Origin of the sequence: Shinella yambaruensis (assembly GCF_022899355.1) — a bacterium.
GTDB lineage: Bacteria > Pseudomonadota > Alphaproteobacteria > Rhizobiales > Rhizobiaceae > Shinella > Shinella yambaruensis.
Genome location: NZ_JALJCK010000011.1, coordinates 206,338 through 224,648 on the forward strand (window position 1 = coordinate 206,338; position 18,311 = coordinate 224,648).

Sequence of the window (18,311 nt, forward strand, 5' to 3'; positions counted from 1 at the left end):
TTCTTGCTCTTTCCGCATTATCCGACGTCGAAGCGACTTCGCTTCGGCCGGCAATGCTCGAAACCTCGTCAGCCGATCTTCTCGACGATCGGAGGGATCTGTACGACGGTGAGGTCCGTCGCGCCGGAATCGATGATGCCGAACACGGCCTCCAGCATTTTCGGCACGTCCTGCCGGACCATCTCGATATGATCGCCCAGCATGGCGACGAAGGGGTCCCAGTCGAAGCAGCCGAGCTGCGGCACCCGGCCGGCATAGTGGCCGGAGCGGCGGATCCAGCGCATCACCCCTTCCAGCGAGATGGTGGAGTTGACGAACATGCCGCGCGGCAGCGGGCTGAGCCGCTCGGCAAGCTGCCGCATGGCGCTCTCCGCCTTTTCCGGGGCATAGCCGCAGGTCAGCATCAGCGTTTCGTCGACCGTGACGCCGGCCTCGGCATGGGCATCGCGAAAGCCCCGCACGCGCTCCATCGTGTTGTGGTCCGTGCCGCGGCCGCCGACGAAGAGCAGGGGCGTCTTCTCGCCATATTCCTTCTCGCAATTGGCGAGCACGCGGCGCGTCAGCTCCAGCGCGCCGCCATAGTTGTCGGAGATGACCGACGGCGCGCGCGCCCCGGGCAGGTCGAGATTGATGGTGCGCACACCGGCGGCGGCGCAAAGATCGACGATGCGGTCCGGATCGGTCGCGCCCGTGGCGATCAGGCAATCGACCTGGTAGGAAAGCATGGCGCGGGCCGCCTCCACCTCCAGCGCCGGATCGCGCCGCGTGCAGGTGATGATCGGGAAGAGGCCGCGTTCGCGCGCCAGCGTCTCGAACTGCTCGACGATCGAGCCGAAATAGCGGTTGTCGTATTTCGGCACGATCATGCCGATGATCTTCGAGCGCTCGCGGCGCAGCACGCTCGCCTGCATGTTGAGCGCGTAGCCCTGTTCTTCGGCGAGTTTGGTGATCTTGTCGGCAAGCTTCGCGCTGATGCGCCGCTTCTTCCAGTTGCCGTTCAAAACGGCGCTGACGGCGCTGGCCGAGGTGCCCGCCAGCTCCGCCAGATCGTAGATGGTCGTCCTTTTCGTCTGCGTCGTCCTGTTCACATGTCCTCTCCGTTTCACGAGCCACCTTGACACCAATGGCGATTGGTGGCAATTCTTGCTTCATCGATTGAGCAAGCATGCTCCATCGATGAAGTTGCCTGAACAGCAAGGCTGACCCAAGGGAGGAGTCAGACGGAGCATCGACGAGCCGGACGTTGCGGCATTGCCGCGGCGAACGATGATCTGCGCCCTTTCGATGCGTGGAGGCCGTCGGTCCTGTCGCCCTGGGAGGCTTGAGGGAACTGGCGAAAAATCAACCGTGGAGGAACCCAATGAAGACGCTTACCCATCTGCTCGCCTCGACCGGCCTCGTCCTGTCGCTCGGCAGTGCCGCCCTTGCCCAGGAAGGGGCGACCGTCGCCTTCCTGATGCCCGACCAGGCCTCGACCCGCTACGAGCAGCACGACTATCCCGGCTTCAAGGCTGAGATGGAGAAACTGTGCCCGAGCTGCACGGTGATCTACCAGAACGCCAATGCCGACGTCGCGCTCCAGCAGCAGCAGTTCAACTCGGTGATCGCCCAGGGCGCCAAGGTCGTCGTGCTCGATCCGGTGGATTCGGCCGCCGCCGCGGCGCTCGTCGAGATCGCCCAGTCGCAGGACGTCAAGGTCATCGCCTATGACCGCCCGATCCCGGACAAGCCGGCCGACTACTACGTCTCCTTCGACAATCAGGGCATCGGCCAGGCCATCGCGCAGTCGCTCGTCGACCACCTGAAGGCCAAGGGCGTTCCGGACGGTGCCGGCGTTCTTCAGATCAACGGCTCGCCGACCGATGCCGCCGCCGGCCTCATCCGCGACGGCATCGATTCCGCGCTCGACGCCTCGCCCTACAAGACGCTCGCCGAGTTCGACACGCCGGACTGGGCGCCGCCGAAGGCGCAGGAATGGGCGGCCGGCCAGATCACCCGCTTCGGCGACGAGATCAAGGGCATCGTTGCGGCGAACGACGGCACGGGCGGCGGCGCGATCGCGGCGCTGAAGGCGGCCGGCGTCAAGGAAATGCCGCCGGTGACCGGCAATGACGCGACCATCGCGGCACTGCAGCTCATCATCTCGGGCGATCAGTACAACACGATCTCCAAGCCGTCCGAGATCGTGGCCGCTGCGGCGGCGAATGTCGCCGTTCAGCTCTTGAAGGGCGAAACGCCGGAAGCCACCCACAAGCTCTATGAAACGCCCTCGCAGCTCTTCGTTCCGGCGGTGGTGACGGCGGAGAACATCAAGGCCGAGATCTTCGACAAGGGCATCAACAAGCCGGAGGAAGTGTGCACCGGCGAATATGTTGAAGGTTGCCGCAAACTGGGCATCATCCAGTAAGCGTCGCCATCCGTGTCCGGCCGCTTTTGCGGCCGGGCATTCCGATCCGCCGTAAGTCTGAAGGTTCTGGGGCCATGACAGCCACGCTTCAAAATGCTCCCGCCAAGGGAGAACCGGTGCTGCGTCTTCGCGGCGTGTCCAAGAATTTCGGGGCCGTCTCCGCCTTGACGGATATCGAGCTTGAGGTGAAGGCCGGCGAGGTCGTCGCGCTGGTCGGCGACAACGGGGCCGGCAAGTCGACGCTGGTCAAGGTGCTCGCCGGCGTGCACCAGCCCTCTTCGGGCACGATCGAATTCTGCGGCCAGCAGGTGACGCTCGACAGCCCCGCCAAGGCGCTGGACCTCGGCATCGCCACCGTTTTCCAGGACCTCGCGCTCTGCGAGAACCTCGATGTCGTCGCCAACCTCTTCCTCGGCCACGAGATGTCGCCCTGGGCGCTCGACGAAGTGGCCATGGAAGTGCGGGCCTGGACGCTGCTGCGCGAGCTTGCCGCGCGCATTCCGTCCGTGCGCGAGCCGATCGCCTCGCTCTCCGGCGGTCAGCGCCAGACGGTCGCCATCGCCCGCTCTCTGCTGCTCAACCCGAGGCTCATCATGCTGGACGAGCCGACGGCCGCCCTCGGCGTGGCGCAGACGGCTGAGGTGCTGAACCTCATCGAGCGCGTGCGCGACCGCGGCCTCGGCGTCATCATCATCAGCCACAACATGGAGGACGTGCGGGCCGTCGCCGATCGCATCGTCGTGCTCCGGCTCGGACGCAACAACGGCATCTTCACGCCGGATTCCTCCAACCAGGAACTCGTTTCCGCCATTACCGGCGCGACGGACAATTCCGTCTCGCGCCGCGCCGAGCGCAAGTCCCATGTCCAGGAAAACCACGGGGGTGCCGCATGAGCCAGAACTCTTCCCAGCCGATGCTGGACCGCAGCGACGAGCGCGTACGCCACGACGACAGCCTCTCCGCCATGGCGCGCGGCTTCATCGACCGCGTGCGCTCCGGCGACCTCGGCATGCTGCCGGTCGCCGTCGGCCTCGTCGTCATCTCCGTCGTCTTTTCCGCGCTGAACCCGATCTTCCTTGCGCCGAACAACCTCGTGAACCTCCTGTTCGACTGCGCCACCGTCGGCGTCATCTCGCTCGGCATCGTCTGCGTGCTGGTGCTCGGCGAGATCGACCTCTCGGTCGGCTCGATGAGCGGCCTTGCCTCCGCCATGGTCGGCGTGCTCTGGGTGAACCAGGGCTGGCCGATCGTCGGGGCCATCCTTGCCGCCCTCGTGGTCGGTGCGGCCGTCGGCCTCCTCTATGCCACGCTCTACAACCGGCTTGGCATGCCGAGCTTCGTCGCAACGCTCGCCGGCCTGCTGGCGCTGCTCGGCATGCAGCTCTACATCCTCGGCCCGACCGGCTCGATCAACCTGCCCTATGCCTCCTCGCTGGTGCGTTTCGGTCAGATCCTCATCATGCCCGACTGGCTGTCCTATACGCTGGCGCTGGTTCCCGGCCTTGTGATGATCGGCCGGGGCCTTCGCACCCGCACCCAGCGCCTTGCCGCCAATCTCTCGGCCCAGCCGATGCGAGCGCTGATCCTGAAGGCCGTCGTGCTGACGGCCGCGCTGGAAATCGCCGTCTTCTACCTTAATCTCGGCCGCGGCATTCCGTGGATGTTCGCGCTCTTCATCGCGCTCGCCGTCATCCTCAACTATGCGCTGACGCGCACGAAATGGGGCCGTTCCATGTTCGCCGTCGGCGGCAACAAGGAGGCGGCGCGCCGCTCGGGCATCAATGTGCGCCGCATCTACATGAGCGCCTTCATGCTCTGCTCGACGCTCGCGGCGCTCGGCGGCATCCTCTCGGCCTCGCGCCTTGCCTCCTCCAGCCAGCAGGCCGGCACAGGCGACGTCAACCTCAACGCCATCGCCGCGGCGGTCATCGGCGGCACCAGCCTCTTCGGCGGACGCGGCAGCGCCTATTCGGCCCTCCTCGGCATCATCGTGATCCAGGCGATCTCGAACGGCCTGACGCTGCTCAACCTCTCGTCGTCGCTGCGCTACATGATCACCGGCGGCGTCCTTGCCATCGCCGTCATCGTCGATTCGCTCGCCCGACGCTCGCGCGTCAGCCACGGCCGCGCCTAACGAATACTGGAATGGAGTTCTAGATCATGGCTGACCTCATGAAGGGCAAGATCGCCGCCATCACCGGTGCCGCTTCCGGCATCGGCCTCGAATGCGCCAGGACCCTCCTTGCCGAAGGCGCGACGGTGGTGCTCGTCGACCGGGCGCAGGACAAGCTGGAACAGCTCTGCAAGGAGCTGGGCCCGAATGCCCTGCCGCTCGTCGTCGACCTCCTGAACCCGCAGGACGTCTCGGGCATGCTGCCGCGCATTCTCGACATTGCCGGCGGGCTCGACGTCTTCCACGCCAATGCCGGCGCCTATATCGGCGGACCGGTGGCGGAGGGGGATCCCGACGCCTGGGACCGCATGCTGAACCTCAACATCAACGCGGCCTTCCGCTCCGTTCATGCGGTGCTGCCCTACATGATCGGGAAGAAGACGGGCGACATCCTCTTCACCTCGTCCATCGCCGGTGTCGTGCCGGTCGTCTGGGAGCCGATCTACACGGCCTCGAAATTCGCGGTGCAGGCCTTCGTGCATTCGACGCGCCGGCAGGTGGCACAGCATGGCGTGCGTGTCGGCGCGGTGCTGCCCGGCCCCGTAGTGACGGCGCTGCTCGATGACTGGCCGAAGGAGAAGATGGACGAGGCGCTGGCCAATGGCAGCCTGATGCAGCCGAAGGAGGTGGCCGACGCCGTGCTCTTCATGCTGACCCGGCCGCGCAATGTCACGGTCCGCGACCTGGTGATCCTGCCGAACAGCGTCGATCTTTGAAGCAAAGCCCGCGGGCGGCATGGGGCCGCCTGCCCGAGGAACTCCTGATTGCAGGCGGTAGACCCATGAGCACTCCTTCCTCCGCACGCCCTGCGGACGGCGAACGCTACCTTGTCGGCGTCGATGTTGGTACGGGAAGCGCCCGAGCCGGCCTCTTCGACATGACCGGCCGCATGCTGGCCTCGGGAAAACGCGACATCTCGCTGTTCCGCGAACCCGGCGCGATGGTCGAGCAGTCGAGCACGGAGATCTGGGCCGCCGTCTGCGCTTCGGTGCGCGAGGCCGTCGCCAAGGCGGGCGTCGCACCCGAGCAGGTCGCCAGCCTCGGCTTCGACGCGACGTGCTCGCTCGTCGTGCTGGGAGAAGGGGGAAAGCCGCTGCCCGTCGGCCCGTCGGAAGATCCGGAGCGCGACATCATCGTCTGGATGGACCACCGGGCGGTCGAGCAGGTCGAACGCATCAATGCCGAGGGGCACGATGTGCTGCGCTATGTCGGCGGCATCATCTCGCCGGAGATGGAGACGCCGAAACTGCTGTGGCTGAAGGAGAACCGCCCGCAGGTCTTCGATGCCGCCTGGCAGTTCTTCGACCTTGCGGACTTCCTGACCTGGCGCGCAACGGACGATCTTGCGCGCTCCACCTGCACCGTCACCTGCAAATGGACCTATCTCGCGCATGAGAAACGCTGGGATCCGAGCTACTTCCACGGCATCGGCCTCGGGGTCCTCGCGGAGGAGGATTTCGCCCGCATCGGCCAGCGTGTCGTCGAGCCGGGCACGCCGCTCGGCAGCGGCCTGACGGCACGGGCGGCGGCGGAACTCGGCCTTGTCGCCGGCACGCCGGTCGGCGCCGGCATGATCGATGCCCATGCGGGCGGCATCGGCACGGTGGGGGTGGACGGCCCGCCGGAAAACAATCTGGGCTATGTCTTCGGCACCTCTTCCTGCACCATGACCTCGACCCGCGAGCCGGTCTTCGTGCCGGGCGTCTGGGGCCCGTACTATTCCGCCATGGTGCCGGGCATGTGGCTGAACGAAGGGGGGCAATCGGCGGCCGGCGCGGCCATCGAGCAGCTCTTGTCCTTCCACCCGGCGGCCGGCGAGGCCGCGGCGCTGGCGAAGGCGCGGGGCCTTTCCCTGCCCGTCTTCCTGGCGGGGCTTGCGGCGGAGGGGGCGCCGACGCTTTCGGCCGTGGCGGGGCTGGCGGACGGCCTGCATGTCGTGCCGGAATTCCTCGGCAACCGTGCCCCCTTCGCCGATCCGCATGCGCGCGCGGCGATCGTCGGCCTCGGCATGGAGCGGGACCTTGCCAATCTCGTTTCGCTCTACGTTGCCGGGCTTTGCGGCATCGGTTATGGCCTGCGCCAGATCATCGATGCGCAGGCGGCCGCCGGTGCGCCGATCGACAGGATCGTGATCAGCGGCGGTGCGGGCCAGCTCGATCTCATCCGCCAGCTTCTGTCGGACGCGACGGGAAAGACATTGCTCGCAACACGGGCGGAAGAGCCGGTGCTGCTCGGCGCCGCCATTCTCGGCAGTGTCGCCGCCGGTGCCTTCCCGGACGTGCGCGCGGCGATGGCGGCCCTTTCGGCGACCGACCGCACCTTTCGGCCGGCCGGCGCGGACATCGCGGCCCTGCATGCCAAGCGCTACGACGCCTTCACGCGGCTGCAGGCATTGGCCCGGACGATCCGGTAGGCGCCTGTTTTTTTGCAGGGCCACTTGGTGGTCTGCAGAAACGGCCTCAGGCGCTGACGAAGAGGGCGACAGGCTCGCCTGCAAGCGCCTCGGCGAGCGGCATGCCGCTGCCCAGCACCAATCGGCGGTCGTCAAGCACGGATCGCGCCGTTTGGCCGTAGAAGCGATCGGGGATGGTGATGGAAATTCCCCGCATGGCGTCCTCCGTCAGGCGCAGGCTGCCGGGCGGTGTCTTGCCGAAGGTGTGGTGCGGGACCACGGTGATGGCGAAGGCCTGCGGCGCGCCGCGCAGGAAGGCGAGGGCCTGGGCCCCGCCATCGGAAAGGTCGAGGGGAAGGTAGGGGCCGGCGAACGGACCATCCGGGTCTTTCGCCCGCACGGCGAGGACGGTCGCGACCAGCCATTGTTTGTAGGAAGCGAAGGACGCCCGCGTCGCGGCCGGCTTTTCCGGCATGACGTGGGAGGGCGTGTCGAACATCCGGGCGCCGGCCTGCCGCAAGGAGAAGTCGCCACGTTCGCTGCCCTGCCGGATGTCCGGGATGCCCGGCATGGTCAGCTTTATCAGCGTCTGTGCGAGAGAGTTCATCAGCCCGGCATCCACGAAGGGCGAGAGTGTCGCGTCGAGTTCCCGGAGAAATGCATCGTTGCCGAACAGGCCTTCGATGACGCCGGCCAGCGCCCGCGCAGGATTGCCGGCCGATGCGTAGCCATGCGGGCTGACTTGCCCTTCGCTTCTTATGAATATCTCCAGATCGGCGGCAAGGGACCGGATCGCCGCGGTATCCTGAAGGCCCGTGACCGGCCAGAGGGCTGCGATCGCATTGTGGAGCAGCCGTTCCGTATCCGGCTCGGGAGCAGCCCGGCCGGCAGGGTTGCGAACCATCTCGGCGCCGAGGGCGGACCAGCGTTGCCGCGCCGCGTGCCAGCGGTCCGGCGCCTCGGCGAGGGCATGGAGCCTGGCCCTGGCGTCTCCGCCATAGGCAACACCGGACGGGGATATCGCGGACAGGCCATGCGGCATGGTTTCGGCACGGGCCCGCATCACCGCGTGGAACGCTGCGGGGCCGTCCGCCGGCTCGCTCGGCCGGCCGGCATTCTCCCGGGAGAAAAGCAGGTCATCCGGCGCCCCTGCTGCCACGCAGCCGCTCAATTGCTGGAAGCGGGCGCGGAATTCGGCGCAGCCCGCCAGAGTGGCCGGTATCCTGTCGTCGGCCAGCAATTCCCAGATGAAATCGATCGCCTCGCGGACCTCCGGCCGGTTGTCCTCCTGTGCCTGTTGCCGGGCTGTCGCGATGATCTCGCGGTCGCGTTCGCTGACATGCGTGGCCGTCGCATAGGTCCGCGCGACCGGCAGGGCGACGATCAGGGCGCGGATCGCCTCGGCAAGGGCGCTGCGGGAGAGGTCGGCGTGGGACTGGTCGGCGAGAGCCTTCGCCAGAAGGGTCAGGCGGGCAGCCTCGCCTTCGAGTTCCGTCCCGAAGATCTGCCGCTTGCCGGCCTCCCTCGCCGTTTCCGTCCGCGGACTGCCATCGGGAGGACTGGATGCCTGGTGGGGATGACTGGCCATCATATCCGTGAGGGCTGTGATGATCTCGCCCCCGGTCGTGCCATGGACCGGCCATTCCGCCGCAAGCTGTTCGCTTCCCGCAAGGTGCTTGTCGACGATCAGGTAGGCGGAGCCGACGGCAGCGCGCAGCCGCTGCAGATAGGCATGCGGATCGGCGAACCCGTCGATATGCAGGATGGCCAGCCCATCCACCGTGCCTTCGCGGACGAGGTCGAGGACCAGCCGGTGGCTGTCGTCGAAAACCCGGGCATCCTCGAGGCGCAGCCGGACAAGCTCGGCGGAGCCGCACAGGCGCCGGTCGCCGGCCGGCCGGTGCGCCGTCTTTCGTTCCACCAGCCGCCATGGCTGTGCCGCGTGAATCGCCGTGATCCGCCCGGGGTCGCGCGAGATTTCGGCAAGCATCCGTGCAACGACCTCCTGCTCGTCGAGGAAGGCGAGCGGGCCGGCAAGGGCGGCCGCGCCTTCGAAGGCCGCCGCCGGGGCGGTGACCAGGAGCAGTTCCTCATATGCGGCAAGTGCCTGCCGGTACGTCTCGGGATGCAGGGGATAGAAGGAGCCGCGATAATGCAGCGCCAGGATGTCCCGCTCCGGGTCCAGCGCGAGGCGGATCGCGCCGTTCGCGACCTCCGTTGCGAAATCCTTTTCGAGAACGGGCAAGGCCAGCTTTTTCGACCAGTCGATGTCGAAATGCCGGGAAAACAGGCTTTGCTCGCCCCAGGTGACGACGCTGTGCCACCAGGCATTTTCGAGGCTCGCGGCCATGTGGTTCGGCGCGATGTCGAGGACGAGGCCGAGGCCGCGTGCCTTAAGATCGCCGGCAAGCCGGCGCAGGCCATCGAGACCGCCGAGGGCGGGATCGATCGCGTTGGGATCGACGATATCGTGGCCGTTGGACGAGCCCGTCACGACCGTCATCACCGGCGAGGCGTGGAGATGGCTGATGCCGAGATGCTGAAGATAGGGCACCAGTTGACGCGCCCTCCCGAAGTCCATGCCATTTCGGAACTGGAGGCGATAGGTGGAGGAAGGGCGGGTCATAGGGTCCTGGAATGTGCGTTTTCTCGCCCAGAAAACGCAAATCCTCCCGAATTGTTCCAAAGCGTCTTGCGGGTGCGTTCCCCGTCTCGCTTCGTCTGCCTCCCGGTTGGGGAAGAGGGCGGCGAGATGGGCGGGGGCGTTATGAGGCAGTGTGCCTTTCGTGCGCGAAATGCCGCCTGAGGATATCGAGGACCTCGTTTGCGAGCTCGCCGACGATGCCGTTCTGTTCCCAGGAGTAGAGCGAGGCGATGATCGGCGGTTCCGGCGGGAAATCGGTGAAGGGCCTGACGCGCCACCCTTTCGCGGCATCGATGGGCAGCAGCGAGAGGCCGAGGCCGGCCTCGATGGCCATCAGCACGTTGCGCAGGCTGGCGGAGGTGAAGGCGACATACCAGCGCCGCCGTTCCCGTTCCAGCCGCTCGAACATGGCGTCCCGGTAGAGCCCGCCCAGCGGAAAGGTGACGAGCGGGACAGGGTCGGGCAGGTCCGCCGGCGCATCCAGCGCGGTGAACCAGGCGATCGGTTCCGCGAAGCTTGCCCAGCTGTCGGTGCTCGGCGTGTCCTCCTTGAGCACGACGATGTCGAGTTCGCCGGAGCGGTAGCGCCGCGCAAGGTCGGCGCGCAGCCCCGTGGTGACGTCGAGGCGCGCCTCCTTGTGGCGCTTGGCGAAGGCGGCGAAGGCATGGGCCATTTCGGGCGTCGCGATGTCATCGGGCATGCCGATGCGCACCGAGGTGGTGCCGGAGGTCTCGGCAACCAGCGTCAGCGCCTCGGTCTGCAGCGCGAGGATGCGCCTGGCGTGGCCGAGCAGGCGCTCGCCCGTCACGGTCAGGCGCACCGGCCGCGCGGCGCGGTCGACCAGCTCCCGGCCGATCACCTCCTCGAGGCGTGCGATCTGCTGGCTCATCGTCGATTGGGTCATGTGCAGCCGGTCGGCTGCGGCGGTGAAGCTGCCGGCATCGGCAATCGCCACGAAAGCCCGGAGCAGGCGCGGATCGAGCACAGTATCTCCATCGAAAATCAGAATGATAGCTATCTAAACATCTAATTTGCGCATGATTCAAGCGGGTGATAGCGGTAGGCGAGGCCGGTGGCTGCGCCCCGGCCCGACACGTCTTTTCAGCACGAAAGTCGAACCATGACGGATACGCGCTCCAGCCGCGATTGGGCAATGCTTGCACTGGTGGTCCTGATCGGCCTCAACCTCCGGCCCTTCCTCGCGGCCCCGGCGCCGATCCTCATGGAGATCGGCGCCGATACCGGCCTCGGTTATGGTGGCATCGCGATGCTGACGTTGCTGCCGATGGTCCTGATGGGCCTCGGCGCCTTCGTGGCGCCGGGTCTTCTGGTGCGGCTCGGCGCGCGGCGTGGCCTGTTGGTCGCGCTGGCCGTGCTCTTCGCCGGCTCGGCGCTGCGCCTCGTTGTATGGGACGGCCTGTCGCTGATCGTGATGGCGGCGCTTTGCGGCATCGGCGTCGCCTTCATCCAGGCGGCCTTTCCCGGCATCATCAAGGCGCGCTTCCCGACAAGCGTGCCGGTGGTGACGGGGCTCTATTCGGCAATGATCATGGCCGGCGGCGCCTTCGGGGCGCGGCTGATGCCGGTGCTCGTGCATGCCGGCTACGGCTGGCGGGCGGCGCTCGCCTGGCTGGCGCTGCCGGTTGCGATCGCGCTCGCCGCGTCCTGGCGCATCCTGCCGGCCGTGCCGTCGAGCCGGCCCGACGGCGCGCTGACGCGGCAGCTCCTGCGCCGGCCGAGGACCTGGGCTCTGATGGGTGCCTTCGGGCTGGTCAATGCCGGTTATTGCTCGATGATCGCCTGGCTTTCGCCCTATTACCAGGCGCAGGGCTGGACGAGTGCCGACAGCAGCGGCCTTGTCGCGATCATGGCGATCTGCCAGGCCGTCGCCGCGCTCGGCCTTCCCATCCTGGCGCGTGGCAATGTCGACCGCCGCCGCTGGCTCTGGCTGACGATCTTCTTCCAGGCCGCAGGCTTCTTCGGTCTTGCGAGCCTTCCCGGCATGGCGCCGGCCGTGTGGGCCGGGCTGTGCGGCGCGGGCCTCGGCGGCAGCTTCGCGCTTGCCATCGTCACGGCGCTCGACCACCTGCCGCAGCCGGAACAGGCCGGTGCGCTGGCCGCGCTGATGCAGGGCGGGGGCTTCCTGATCGCGGCGCTCGGCCCCTATGCGATGGCGCTGCTGCACCACTGGACGGGCGGCTTTGCGGCGGGCTGGGGGATGCATCTCGGCTGCGTGCTGGCAACGGCGCTGCTCTATCTGCGCTTCGACCCGCGGCACTATCCGGTGGCGATGCCCCTTGCTCCATGACCGGAAACCCGCGCCGGGCGGCGCGGGCTTCTTTGAAGGATGACAGGCCTAACGGCGGCCGCCGAAGGGCCGCAGGTTCATATGGCGGTTGACGTCCTTGTAGAGCAGGTAGCGGAACGGGCCGGGGCCGCCGGCATAGCAGGCCTGCGGGCAGAAGGCGCGCAGCCACATGAAGTCGCCGGCCTCCACCTCCACCCAGTCCTGGTTCAGGCGATAGACGGCCTTGCCCTGCAGCACGTAGAGCCCATGCTCCATGACGTGGGTTTCCGCGAAGGGAATGACGGCGCCGGGCATCAGCGTGACGATCGTCACATGCATGTCGTGGCGCAGGTCGTTCGGATCGACGAAGCGCGTCGTCGCCCAGCCGCCGTTCGTGCCCGGCATGGCGGCGGGGGTGATGTCCTTCTCGTCGAGGATCAGCGGATCGGGATGGGCAAGGCCATCGACGGCCTCATAGGCTTTGCGGATCCAGTGGAAGCGGGCATGGGCACCGGAGCGGTTGCGCAGCGACCATTTCAGGGCCGGTGGCAGGAAGGCGTAGCCGCCCGGCTGCAGCGTGTGCTTGCCGGTCGGCAGCGTCAGCTCCACCTCGCCATCGACGACGAAGAGCACGCCCTCGGCCTCGGGATCCTGTTCCGGCCGGTCGCTGCCGCCGCCCGGCGCCACTTCCATGACATATTGCGAGAAGGTCTCTGCAAAGCCGGAAAGCGGGCGGGCGATGACCCAGCAGCGCGTGTCGTTCCAGAAGGGCAGGAAACTGGTGACGATGTCCTGCATCACCCCCTTTGGGATCACCGCATAGGCCTCGGTGAAGACGGCGCGGCCGGTCAGGAGGTCGCTCTGCGGGGGGTGCCCGCCGAGGGAGGAATAGTAGCTTCGTTGCATCGTCTCAGGCCCTTTGGTTGCGTGTTTCCGGTGGTCTTCGGCGGGGCGTTCGTCGCCCGCTCATCTTTTCGCGCCGGCCTTTTCCAGCAGCGCGGCGATCTCGCCATAGCCGCGGCCGCGGGCGTGCTGGAGCGGGCTGACGCCGTCATTGTCGGCAAGCTCGACATCGGCGCCGGCGGCGATCAGCAGCGCGACGATCTCGACATGGCGCGGCCCGCCGTCGCTGAGGATGATCGCCTCCAGGAGCGCCGTCCAGCCGAGGCGGTTGACATGGTCGACATCGGTACCGGCCTTGATCAGCGTGTCGACGGTCTCGACATGGCCGCGCTCGGCGGCCGGAATGATGGCGGTGCCGCCGTAGCGGTTGACGCTCGTGAGATCGGCGCCGTGGGCCAGCGTCAGCTTCAGGATCTCGAGATGGCCGCGCGCGCCGGCATAGAGATAGGGGCTGTCGCTGATATCGTCCTTTGCATTGACGTCGGCGCCGGCCTCGATCAGCGCGCGGGCGGCGTTCACCGTGTTGCCGTGCGTGGCGACGAGCAGCGCCGTCGCGCCGCGGGCATCCCGCGCGTCGATGCTGGCGCCCTTGGCGAGCAGCGTCTTGATGGCGGCGACATCATCGGCGGCGGCTGCCTTGTGCAGTTGCGTATCCATGGCGTTTTCGGCGGCAAGAAGGGGAGGGCAGAGGGCCGCGAGGAAGAGCCAGGCCGACAGCAGGGCAAGTTTCAGCATGCGCGTTCCCGTTGGTTCACGGCGGCAAATTAGCAGGGGTGGATGCCATTAGAAAATTAAATGTGTAAATCCACATCATGCACAAGATGGAACTTGCGCGCACCGCACCGGCCGTGAAGACGGGCATGGCGCTTCCGCGCTCCTCCGTCACCGGGCAAATAAAACCCGGAGCGGATCGCTCCGCTCCGGGTTTCCGCCCCGCCCCGAAAGAAGGGCCGTTACAGGCCCGCTGCCGCGATCGCCGCGTCCATGCGCTCGCGGGCCTTCTTCGGCAGCTTGCCGGTCTTGACCGCGTCGAGATTGGCCGGCGCATCGCCGACGACCACCACGCCCACCATGCCCATGCCGACATGCGGCGTGCACTTGACGCCATAGGCGCCGGCCTTGTCGAGGGTGATCTTGAAGTTCTCGTTGATCTTGCTCTTGAAGGCCTCCGCCCCCTCGGGGATCATGCCTTTGATCGTCTCGACATTGTGTCCCTTGTCGGTGGGGATGAAGGTGATGGTATCGCCGGGGGCGACCTTCACGAAGGCGGGCTCGAACACCATGGCACCCTCGGCGCCCTTGTTCAGCATATGCACTTCGAAATCTGCCGCTGCTGCCGGAAGCGCAAGCGCCAGAATGACTGCTGCCGCGCCGACGATGCTCTTTGCCATGGTACGCACTGGAATTCTCCTTGCTGACGAACGTCTCTCGTTCATGAGCTAGGAAGTAGACCTGCCGGCGGTCCTGCTCTTTGACTTTAATCAAACAACGCGGCGATGGCGCGTGGCGTCCTGTCGCAGGTCCTGCAGGCGCCCTTGAGGGGCGCCGGCAGGTGCCGGGCGTGGCGCCGTTTCCGACCCGCTTTCAGGCGACCGTGAAGGCGACCTCGTCCAGTCCGTCGATATGCGCCAGCATCCTGTCGCCCCTTGCCACCGCGCCGACGCCGGCCGGCGTGCCCGCGAAGATCAGGTCGCCGGGCTTCAGGGTGAAGAGGCGCGAGAGGTAGGCGATCATTTCCGGCACCTTCCAGATCATCTGGTTGAGGTTGCCGTCCTGGCGGACCGTATCGTTGACCGTGAGCCGGATCGCGCCTTCGCCCGGATGGCCGATGTCGGCGGCGGGGTGGATCGGTCCGCAGGGGGCGGAATGCTCGAAGGCCTTCGCGACCTCCCAGGGCCGGCCCTGTTTCTTCGCCTCCGCCTGCAGGTCGCGGCGCGTCATGTCGAGACCGACGGCATAGCCGTAGACGCAGGCGAGCGCCCGCTCGACGGGAATGTCCGTGCCGCCGCCGTGAAGCGCGACGACCAGCTCGACCTCGTGGTGCACGTCGCGGCTGGCGGCGGGATAGGGAAAGGCGCTGCCCGGCGGTACAAGCGTGTCGGGATTCTTCTGGAAGAAGAAGGGCGGCTCCTTGTCGGGGTCATGGCCCATTTCGATGGCGTGGTCTGCGAAGTTGCGCCCGACGCAATAGATCCGGTGAACCGGAAAGCGCGCGGCGCTGCCCCGGATCGGCAGGCAGGGGACGGGCGCGGGCGGAAAAAGAAGGTTCGTGTCGGACGTGGATGTTTCAGGCGTCATGGGCTGTTGCACTTTCGCTGGCTGGCTTCATCGGCGACGCTAGCACGCCGGGCGGCCGCAATCGATCCGTTGACGCTGTCCCATGCGGCCCGGCACATTGCGCAGGCCGGAAAAATCGCGGATAGAGGCAGGATGACGAACGGTGCCCCTCTGGACATGAACATTCCCGACGAAACGAAGGATGCCCTGCCGCGCGAACGCCGCCGGTCGCTGGCCATCGGCCTCCTGAAGGCGCGCGAGGCGGTGATGAGCCATTTCCGGCCGATCCTTGCCGATCACGACGTGACCGAGCAGCAATGGCGGGTGATCCGCGCGCTTTCGGAAGCCGGTACCCTCGATGCGACGGAAGTGGCGGAGAAGGCCTTCATCCTGGCGCCGAGCCTGACGCGCATGCTGCGGTCGCTGGAGGAGCGCGGCCTGATCACCCGGCACAAGGACAAGGAAGACGGCCGCCGCGTGCTGCTGCGGCTTGCGCCGGCCGGCCAGGCGGTCATCGACGAGGTCATGCCGGATTCCCGCCGCGTCTATGCGGATATCGACGCCCGTTTCGGCGCCGAGCGCGTCGAGGAACTGCTCGACATGCTGGAAGAGCTCGCCGCCCTCAAGCTCGACGGCAAGGCGGGCGGCGAGGAATAGGGCAATTCCGGATCAGTAGACCCCGGCGCCGGCCGGTGCCTCCGCCGGCTCGGCGGCCCTGAAATCGGCGAGCAGCTTCGTCGTGGCATTGGCGAGCAGCGTTACGTCGTTGCCGATGGCGACGAAGGTGGCGCCGAGCTCCAGGTAGCGCTTGGCAAGCCCGAGGTCGCCGATCAGGATGCCCGCCGCCTTGCCGTGTGCCTGGATCTTCTTCAGCGCCTTTTCCACCTCGGCCTGCACTTCGGGCGCGCCCGGTCTGCCGAGGAAGCCCATGTCGGCGGCAAGGTCGGCCGGGCCGATGAAGACGCCGTCCACGCCCTCGGTACCGGCGATGTCGTCGAGCGCTTCCAGCCCGGTGCGGTTTTCGACCTGCAGCAGCAGGCAGATTTCCGCGTTCGCCGTCTGCAGATAGTCCGCCGTGCGGTTGAAGGCGGAGGCTCTGGCGAGCGCCGCGCCGACGCCGCGCACGCCATGCGGCGGATAGCGCACGGCCTTCACCATCGCCTCGGCCATCGCCTTGCTGTCGACCATCGGGATGAGCAGCGTCTGCGCGCCGATATCCAGCAATTGCTTGACGATCCAGGTCTCGCCGATCGGCGGGCGGATGACGGCGTGGCTTGCCGTGCCCTTCATCGCCTGGAGCTGCGAGACGAGCAGTGGCACATCGTTCGGCGCGTGCTCGGCATCGAGCAGCAGCCAGTCGTAGCCGGCCTCGGCGCAGATCTCGACCGTGTAGGGATTGGCGAGCGCCTGCCAGAGGCCGATCTGCGCGCGGCCTTCGCGGAGCGCCTGCTTGAATCGGTTTTTCGGAGCGGGCATCTTTCCACCTCAGGCGAAGAACAGGCTGACGGTGCCGTAGGGGCCGAAATCGCCGACGATCGTATCGCCGTGGCGGGCTTCCACCGGCCGGATGAACGAACCGGCGAGCACGATCTGGCCGGCCTCGATGCCGTCGCCATACTGCGCGAGCCGGTTGGCGAGCCAGGCGACGCCGCGCGCCGGCTGGTTGAGCACGCCGGCGCCGAGGCCGGTTTCCTCGACCTCCGCATTGCGGCTGACGATGGCGCCCATCCAGCGCATGTCGATCGCGTCCGGCCGCGCCGCGCGCCCGCCGGTGACGATGCCGGCATTGGCGGCATTGTCGGAGATCGTGTCGAAGATGGTGCGTGCCTTCTTCGTTTCGGGGTCGGCGCGCAGGATGCGCGTGTCGAGGATTTCCAGCGCCGGGGTGACGTAGTCCGTGGCGTTCAGCACGTCGAAGATGGTGATGCCCGGCCCTTTCAGCGGCGCCTTCATCACGAAGGCGATCTCTGCCTCGACGCGCGGCTGGATGAAGCGGCCGGCCGGCACGGTCGCGCCGTCCTCGAAGACCATGTCGTCGAAGAGCACGCCGGAATCCGGGATGTCGATGTTCAGCGCATATTGCATGGCCTTGGAGGTGAGGCCGATCTTCCAGCCGATCACCCGGCGGCCATCGGCGATCTTCTTCTTCACCCAGGCCCCCTGGATCGCATAGGCGTCGTCCATGGTGATGCCGGGGTGCTTCAGCGAGAGAAGGCCGGTCTGGATGCGGGTGCGCTCGGCCTCGTCGAGGCTGGCCGCGGCGGCGTGGATCTCCTCTGGCGTCATCATGATCAGACCTCGTCGGCGATGGTGTTGCGGAGCGTGCCGATGCCCTCGGCCTCGACCTCGACCACGTCGCCCGGCTTCAGCCAGATCGGCGGATCGAAGCGCGCGCCGGCGCCGGTCGGCGTGCCGGTGACGATGACGTCGCCGGGCACGAGCGTCGTGAAGGTGGAGATATAGGCGATGATCTTGCGGAAGGAGAAGATCATGCGGCCGGTGCGGTCGCTCTGGCGCACATCGCCGTTGACGCGGGTTTCGAGCCGGATGTCGGCAAGCTGGCTTTCGTCCGCATAGGGCACGAGCCAGGGGCCGATCGAGCCGCTCCGGTTGAAGTTCTTGCCCTGGGTGACGTTGAACTTGGCATGGCGCACCCAGTCGCGGATGGTGCCCTCGTTGCAGAGCGAGAGGGCCGCGATGTGGCTCAGTGCGTCGGCTTCGGCAATCCGTCGCCCGCCCTTGCCGATGACGATGACGATCTCGCCCTCGTAGTCGAGCTGCGGGCTTTCCGGCGGGCGGATCAGCGGCCGGTCGTGCCCGGTGAAGGAGCGCGGGAAGCGGATGAACAGCGAGGGATTGTCGGGGGCGGCCTGGCCGTCCTTGTATTCCGCGTTGCGGTCAGGAAAGTTCACGCCGACGCAGACGATCTTCTCCGGCGCGGGGATCGGGATCTCGTAGGTGATCTCGTCCAGCGCATGATCCGGCTTCTGCCCGGCTGCGGCACTCAGCAGTTCGCCGAAGGCATCGGCTTCCACGACCTCCTTCAGCGTCGGGAAGCGGCCGGCAAACCGGGCGGAAAGGTCGATCACGCCGTCCGCGGCGATCAGGCCGTAGCCCTTGCGCGGGCCGATGCTGAAGCTGGCAAATCTGGGATGGTCCATCCTGGTGTTCCCTGGCAGTGCCACCGGGCAGGGGCCTCTGCCGGCGGCGTCCTCGATGCGGTCGGCG

17 protein-coding genes are annotated in these 18,311 nt (G+C 67.2%); 7 read left to right on the forward strand and 10 right to left on the reverse strand.

Annotated elements, in window-relative coordinates; genetic code table 11:
* Positions 1-68: 68 nt before the first annotated feature.
* The gene (locus MUU56_RS24330; RefSeq protein WP_244769857.1) at positions 69-1,088 is read right to left on the reverse strand and encodes a LacI family DNA-binding transcriptional regulator; all 1,020 of its coding nucleotides are present in this window, start codon (positions 1,086-1,088) and stop codon (positions 69-71) included.
* A 272-nt stretch (positions 1,089-1,360) separates the two neighbouring features.
* On the opposite strand from MUU56_RS24330, the gene MUU56_RS24335 reads away from it, so the two are divergent.
* The 5 genes from MUU56_RS24335 to MUU56_RS24355 all read left to right on the forward strand — a co-directional run bounded on the left by MUU56_RS24335 (position 1,361) and on the right by MUU56_RS24355 (position 6,993).
* On the forward strand, positions 1,361-2,407 hold the full coding sequence (locus MUU56_RS24335) for an ABC transporter substrate-binding protein (RefSeq protein ID WP_244769858.1): 1,047 nt from the start codon (positions 1,361-1,363) through the stop codon (positions 2,405-2,407).
* A 74-nt stretch (positions 2,408-2,481) separates the two neighbouring features.
* Complete coding sequence (locus tag MUU56_RS24340) at positions 2,482-3,300, forward strand: ATP-binding cassette domain-containing protein (RefSeq protein WP_244769859.1); 819 nt, start codon at positions 2,482-2,484, stop codon at positions 3,298-3,300.
* Positions 3,297-4,541, forward strand: a complete 1,245-nt coding sequence (locus MUU56_RS24345) for a sugar ABC transporter permease (protein WP_244769860.1) — start codon at positions 3,297-3,299, stop codon at positions 4,539-4,541. Before MUU56_RS24340 ends, MUU56_RS24345 begins: the two co-directional genes overlap by 4 nt.
* Before the next feature lie 26 nt (positions 4,542-4,567).
* On the forward strand, positions 4,568-5,296 hold the full coding sequence (locus MUU56_RS24350) for an SDR family oxidoreductase (RefSeq protein ID WP_244769861.1): 729 nt from the start codon (positions 4,568-4,570) through the stop codon (positions 5,294-5,296).
* Between the two features lie 65 nt (positions 5,297-5,361).
* A complete protein-coding gene (locus MUU56_RS24355) occupies positions 5,362-6,993 on the forward strand; it encodes an FGGY-family carbohydrate kinase (RefSeq protein WP_244769862.1) in 1,632 nt (543 codons plus the stop codon).
* A 46-nt stretch (positions 6,994-7,039) separates the two neighbouring features.
* Here MUU56_RS24355 and treY read toward each other — a convergent pair whose 3' ends face one another.
* A complete protein-coding gene (treY, locus tag MUU56_RS24360) occupies positions 7,040-9,598 on the reverse strand; it encodes a malto-oligosyltrehalose synthase (protein WP_263194210.1) in 2,559 nt (852 codons plus the stop codon).
* A 139-nt stretch (positions 9,599-9,737) separates the two neighbouring features.
* A complete protein-coding gene (locus MUU56_RS24365; RefSeq protein ID WP_244769864.1) occupies positions 9,738-10,601 on the reverse strand; it encodes a LysR family transcriptional regulator in 864 nt (287 codons plus the stop codon).
* 135 nt (positions 10,602-10,736) lie between these two features.
* Between MUU56_RS24365 and MUU56_RS24370 the strand changes: the two genes are divergently transcribed.
* On the forward strand, positions 10,737-11,924 hold the full coding sequence (locus MUU56_RS24370; RefSeq protein WP_244769865.1) for a cyanate transporter: 1,188 nt from the start codon (positions 10,737-10,739) through the stop codon (positions 11,922-11,924).
* Positions 11,925-11,972: 48 nt separating this feature from the next.
* On the opposite strand, the gene MUU56_RS24375 is transcribed toward MUU56_RS24370, so the two are convergent.
* The 4 genes from MUU56_RS24375 to MUU56_RS24390 all read right to left on the reverse strand — a co-directional run bounded on the left by MUU56_RS24375 (position 11,973) and on the right by MUU56_RS24390 (position 15,104).
* Positions 11,973-12,809, reverse strand: coding sequence for a bifunctional allantoicase/(S)-ureidoglycine aminohydrolase (locus MUU56_RS24375; RefSeq protein WP_244769866.1), 837 nt, complete (start codon positions 12,807-12,809; stop codon positions 11,973-11,975).
* Between the two features lie 60 nt (positions 12,810-12,869).
* A complete protein-coding gene (locus MUU56_RS24380) occupies positions 12,870-13,541 on the reverse strand; it encodes an ankyrin repeat domain-containing protein (protein ID WP_317633309.1) in 672 nt (223 codons plus the stop codon).
* 218 nt (positions 13,542-13,759) lie between these two features.
* Positions 13,760-14,197, reverse strand: coding sequence for a pseudoazurin (locus MUU56_RS24385; RefSeq protein ID WP_244769890.1), 438 nt, complete (start codon positions 14,195-14,197; stop codon positions 13,760-13,762).
* 193 nt (positions 14,198-14,390) lie between these two features.
* Positions 14,391-15,104, reverse strand: coding sequence for a fumarylacetoacetate hydrolase family protein (locus MUU56_RS24390; protein ID WP_244769867.1), 714 nt, complete (start codon positions 15,102-15,104; stop codon positions 14,391-14,393).
* A 132-nt stretch (positions 15,105-15,236) separates the two neighbouring features.
* Between MUU56_RS24390 and hpaR the strand changes: the two genes are divergently transcribed.
* Positions 15,237-15,740: a homoprotocatechuate degradation operon regulator HpaR gene (gene hpaR / locus MUU56_RS24395; protein ID WP_244769868.1), complete on the forward strand. Its 504-nt coding sequence runs from the start codon at positions 15,237-15,239 to the stop codon at positions 15,738-15,740.
* 12 nt (positions 15,741-15,752) lie between these two features.
* On the opposite strand, the gene hpaI is transcribed toward hpaR, so the two are convergent.
* Genes hpaI through MUU56_RS24410 form a run of 3 tightly spaced genes read right to left on the reverse strand, consistent with a single transcriptional unit; the run spans position 15,753 to position 18,244 of the window.
* The gene (hpaI, locus tag MUU56_RS24400) at positions 15,753-16,559 is read right to left on the reverse strand and encodes a 4-hydroxy-2-oxoheptanedioate aldolase (protein WP_244769869.1); all 807 of its coding nucleotides are present in this window, start codon (positions 16,557-16,559) and stop codon (positions 15,753-15,755) included.
* Between the two features lie 9 nt (positions 16,560-16,568).
* A complete protein-coding gene (gene hpaH, locus MUU56_RS24405; RefSeq protein WP_244769870.1) occupies positions 16,569-17,372 on the reverse strand; it encodes a 2-oxo-hept-4-ene-1,7-dioate hydratase in 804 nt (267 codons plus the stop codon).
* 2 nt (positions 17,373-17,374) lie between these two features.
* A complete protein-coding gene (locus MUU56_RS24410) occupies positions 17,375-18,244 on the reverse strand; it encodes a fumarylacetoacetate hydrolase family protein (RefSeq protein WP_244769871.1) in 870 nt (289 codons plus the stop codon).
* Between the last annotated feature and the right edge of the window lie 67 nt (positions 18,245-18,311).

What these genes read in the sequence shown, in the direction of transcription:
- MUU56_RS24335 (WP_244769858.1), top strand. Translation starts at nt 1,361, where the DNA reads ATGAAGACGCTTACCCATCTGCTCGCCTCGACCGGCCTCGTCCTGTCG.
- MUU56_RS24340 (WP_244769859.1), top strand. Translation starts at nt 2,482, where the DNA reads ATGACAGCCACGCTTCAAAATGCTCCCGCCAAGGGAGAACCGGTGCTG.
- MUU56_RS24345 (WP_244769860.1), top strand. Translation starts at nt 3,297, where the DNA reads ATGAGCCAGAACTCTTCCCAGCCGATGCTGGACCGCAGCGACGAGCGC.
- MUU56_RS24350 (WP_244769861.1), top strand. Translation starts at nt 4,568, where the DNA reads ATGGCTGACCTCATGAAGGGCAAGATCGCCGCCATCACCGGTGCCGCT.
- MUU56_RS24355 (WP_244769862.1), top strand. Translation starts at nt 5,362, where the DNA reads ATGAGCACTCCTTCCTCCGCACGCCCTGCGGACGGCGAACGCTACCTT.
- treY (WP_263194210.1), bottom strand. Translation starts at nt 9,598, where the DNA reads ATGACCCGCCCTTCCTCCACCTATCGCCTCCAGTTCCGAAATGGCATG.
- MUU56_RS24370 (WP_244769865.1), top strand. Translation starts at nt 10,737, where the DNA reads ATGACGGATACGCGCTCCAGCCGCGATTGGGCAATGCTTGCACTGGTG.
- MUU56_RS24375 (WP_244769866.1), bottom strand. Translation starts at nt 12,809, where the DNA reads ATGCAACGAAGCTACTATTCCTCCCTCGGCGGGCACCCCCCGCAGAGC.
- MUU56_RS24380 (WP_317633309.1), bottom strand. Translation starts at nt 13,541, where the DNA reads ATGCTGAAACTTGCCCTGCTGTCGGCCTGGCTCTTCCTCGCGGCCCTC.
- MUU56_RS24385 (WP_244769890.1), bottom strand. Translation starts at nt 14,197, where the DNA reads ATGGCAAAGAGCATCGTCGGCGCGGCAGCAGTCATTCTGGCGCTTGCG.
- MUU56_RS24390 (WP_244769867.1), bottom strand. Translation starts at nt 15,104, where the DNA reads ATGACGCCTGAAACATCCACGTCCGACACGAACCTTCTTTTTCCGCCC.
- hpaR (WP_244769868.1), top strand. Translation starts at nt 15,237, where the DNA reads ATGACGAACGGTGCCCCTCTGGACATGAACATTCCCGACGAAACGAAG.
- hpaI (WP_244769869.1), bottom strand. Translation starts at nt 16,559, where the DNA reads ATGCCCGCTCCGAAAAACCGATTCAAGCAGGCGCTCCGCGAAGGCCGC.
- hpaH (WP_244769870.1), bottom strand. Translation starts at nt 17,372, where the DNA reads ATGATGACGCCAGAGGAGATCCACGCCGCCGCGGCCAGCCTCGACGAG.
- MUU56_RS24410 (WP_244769871.1), bottom strand. Translation starts at nt 18,244, where the DNA reads ATGGACCATCCCAGATTTGCCAGCTTCAGCATCGGCCCGCGCAAGGGC.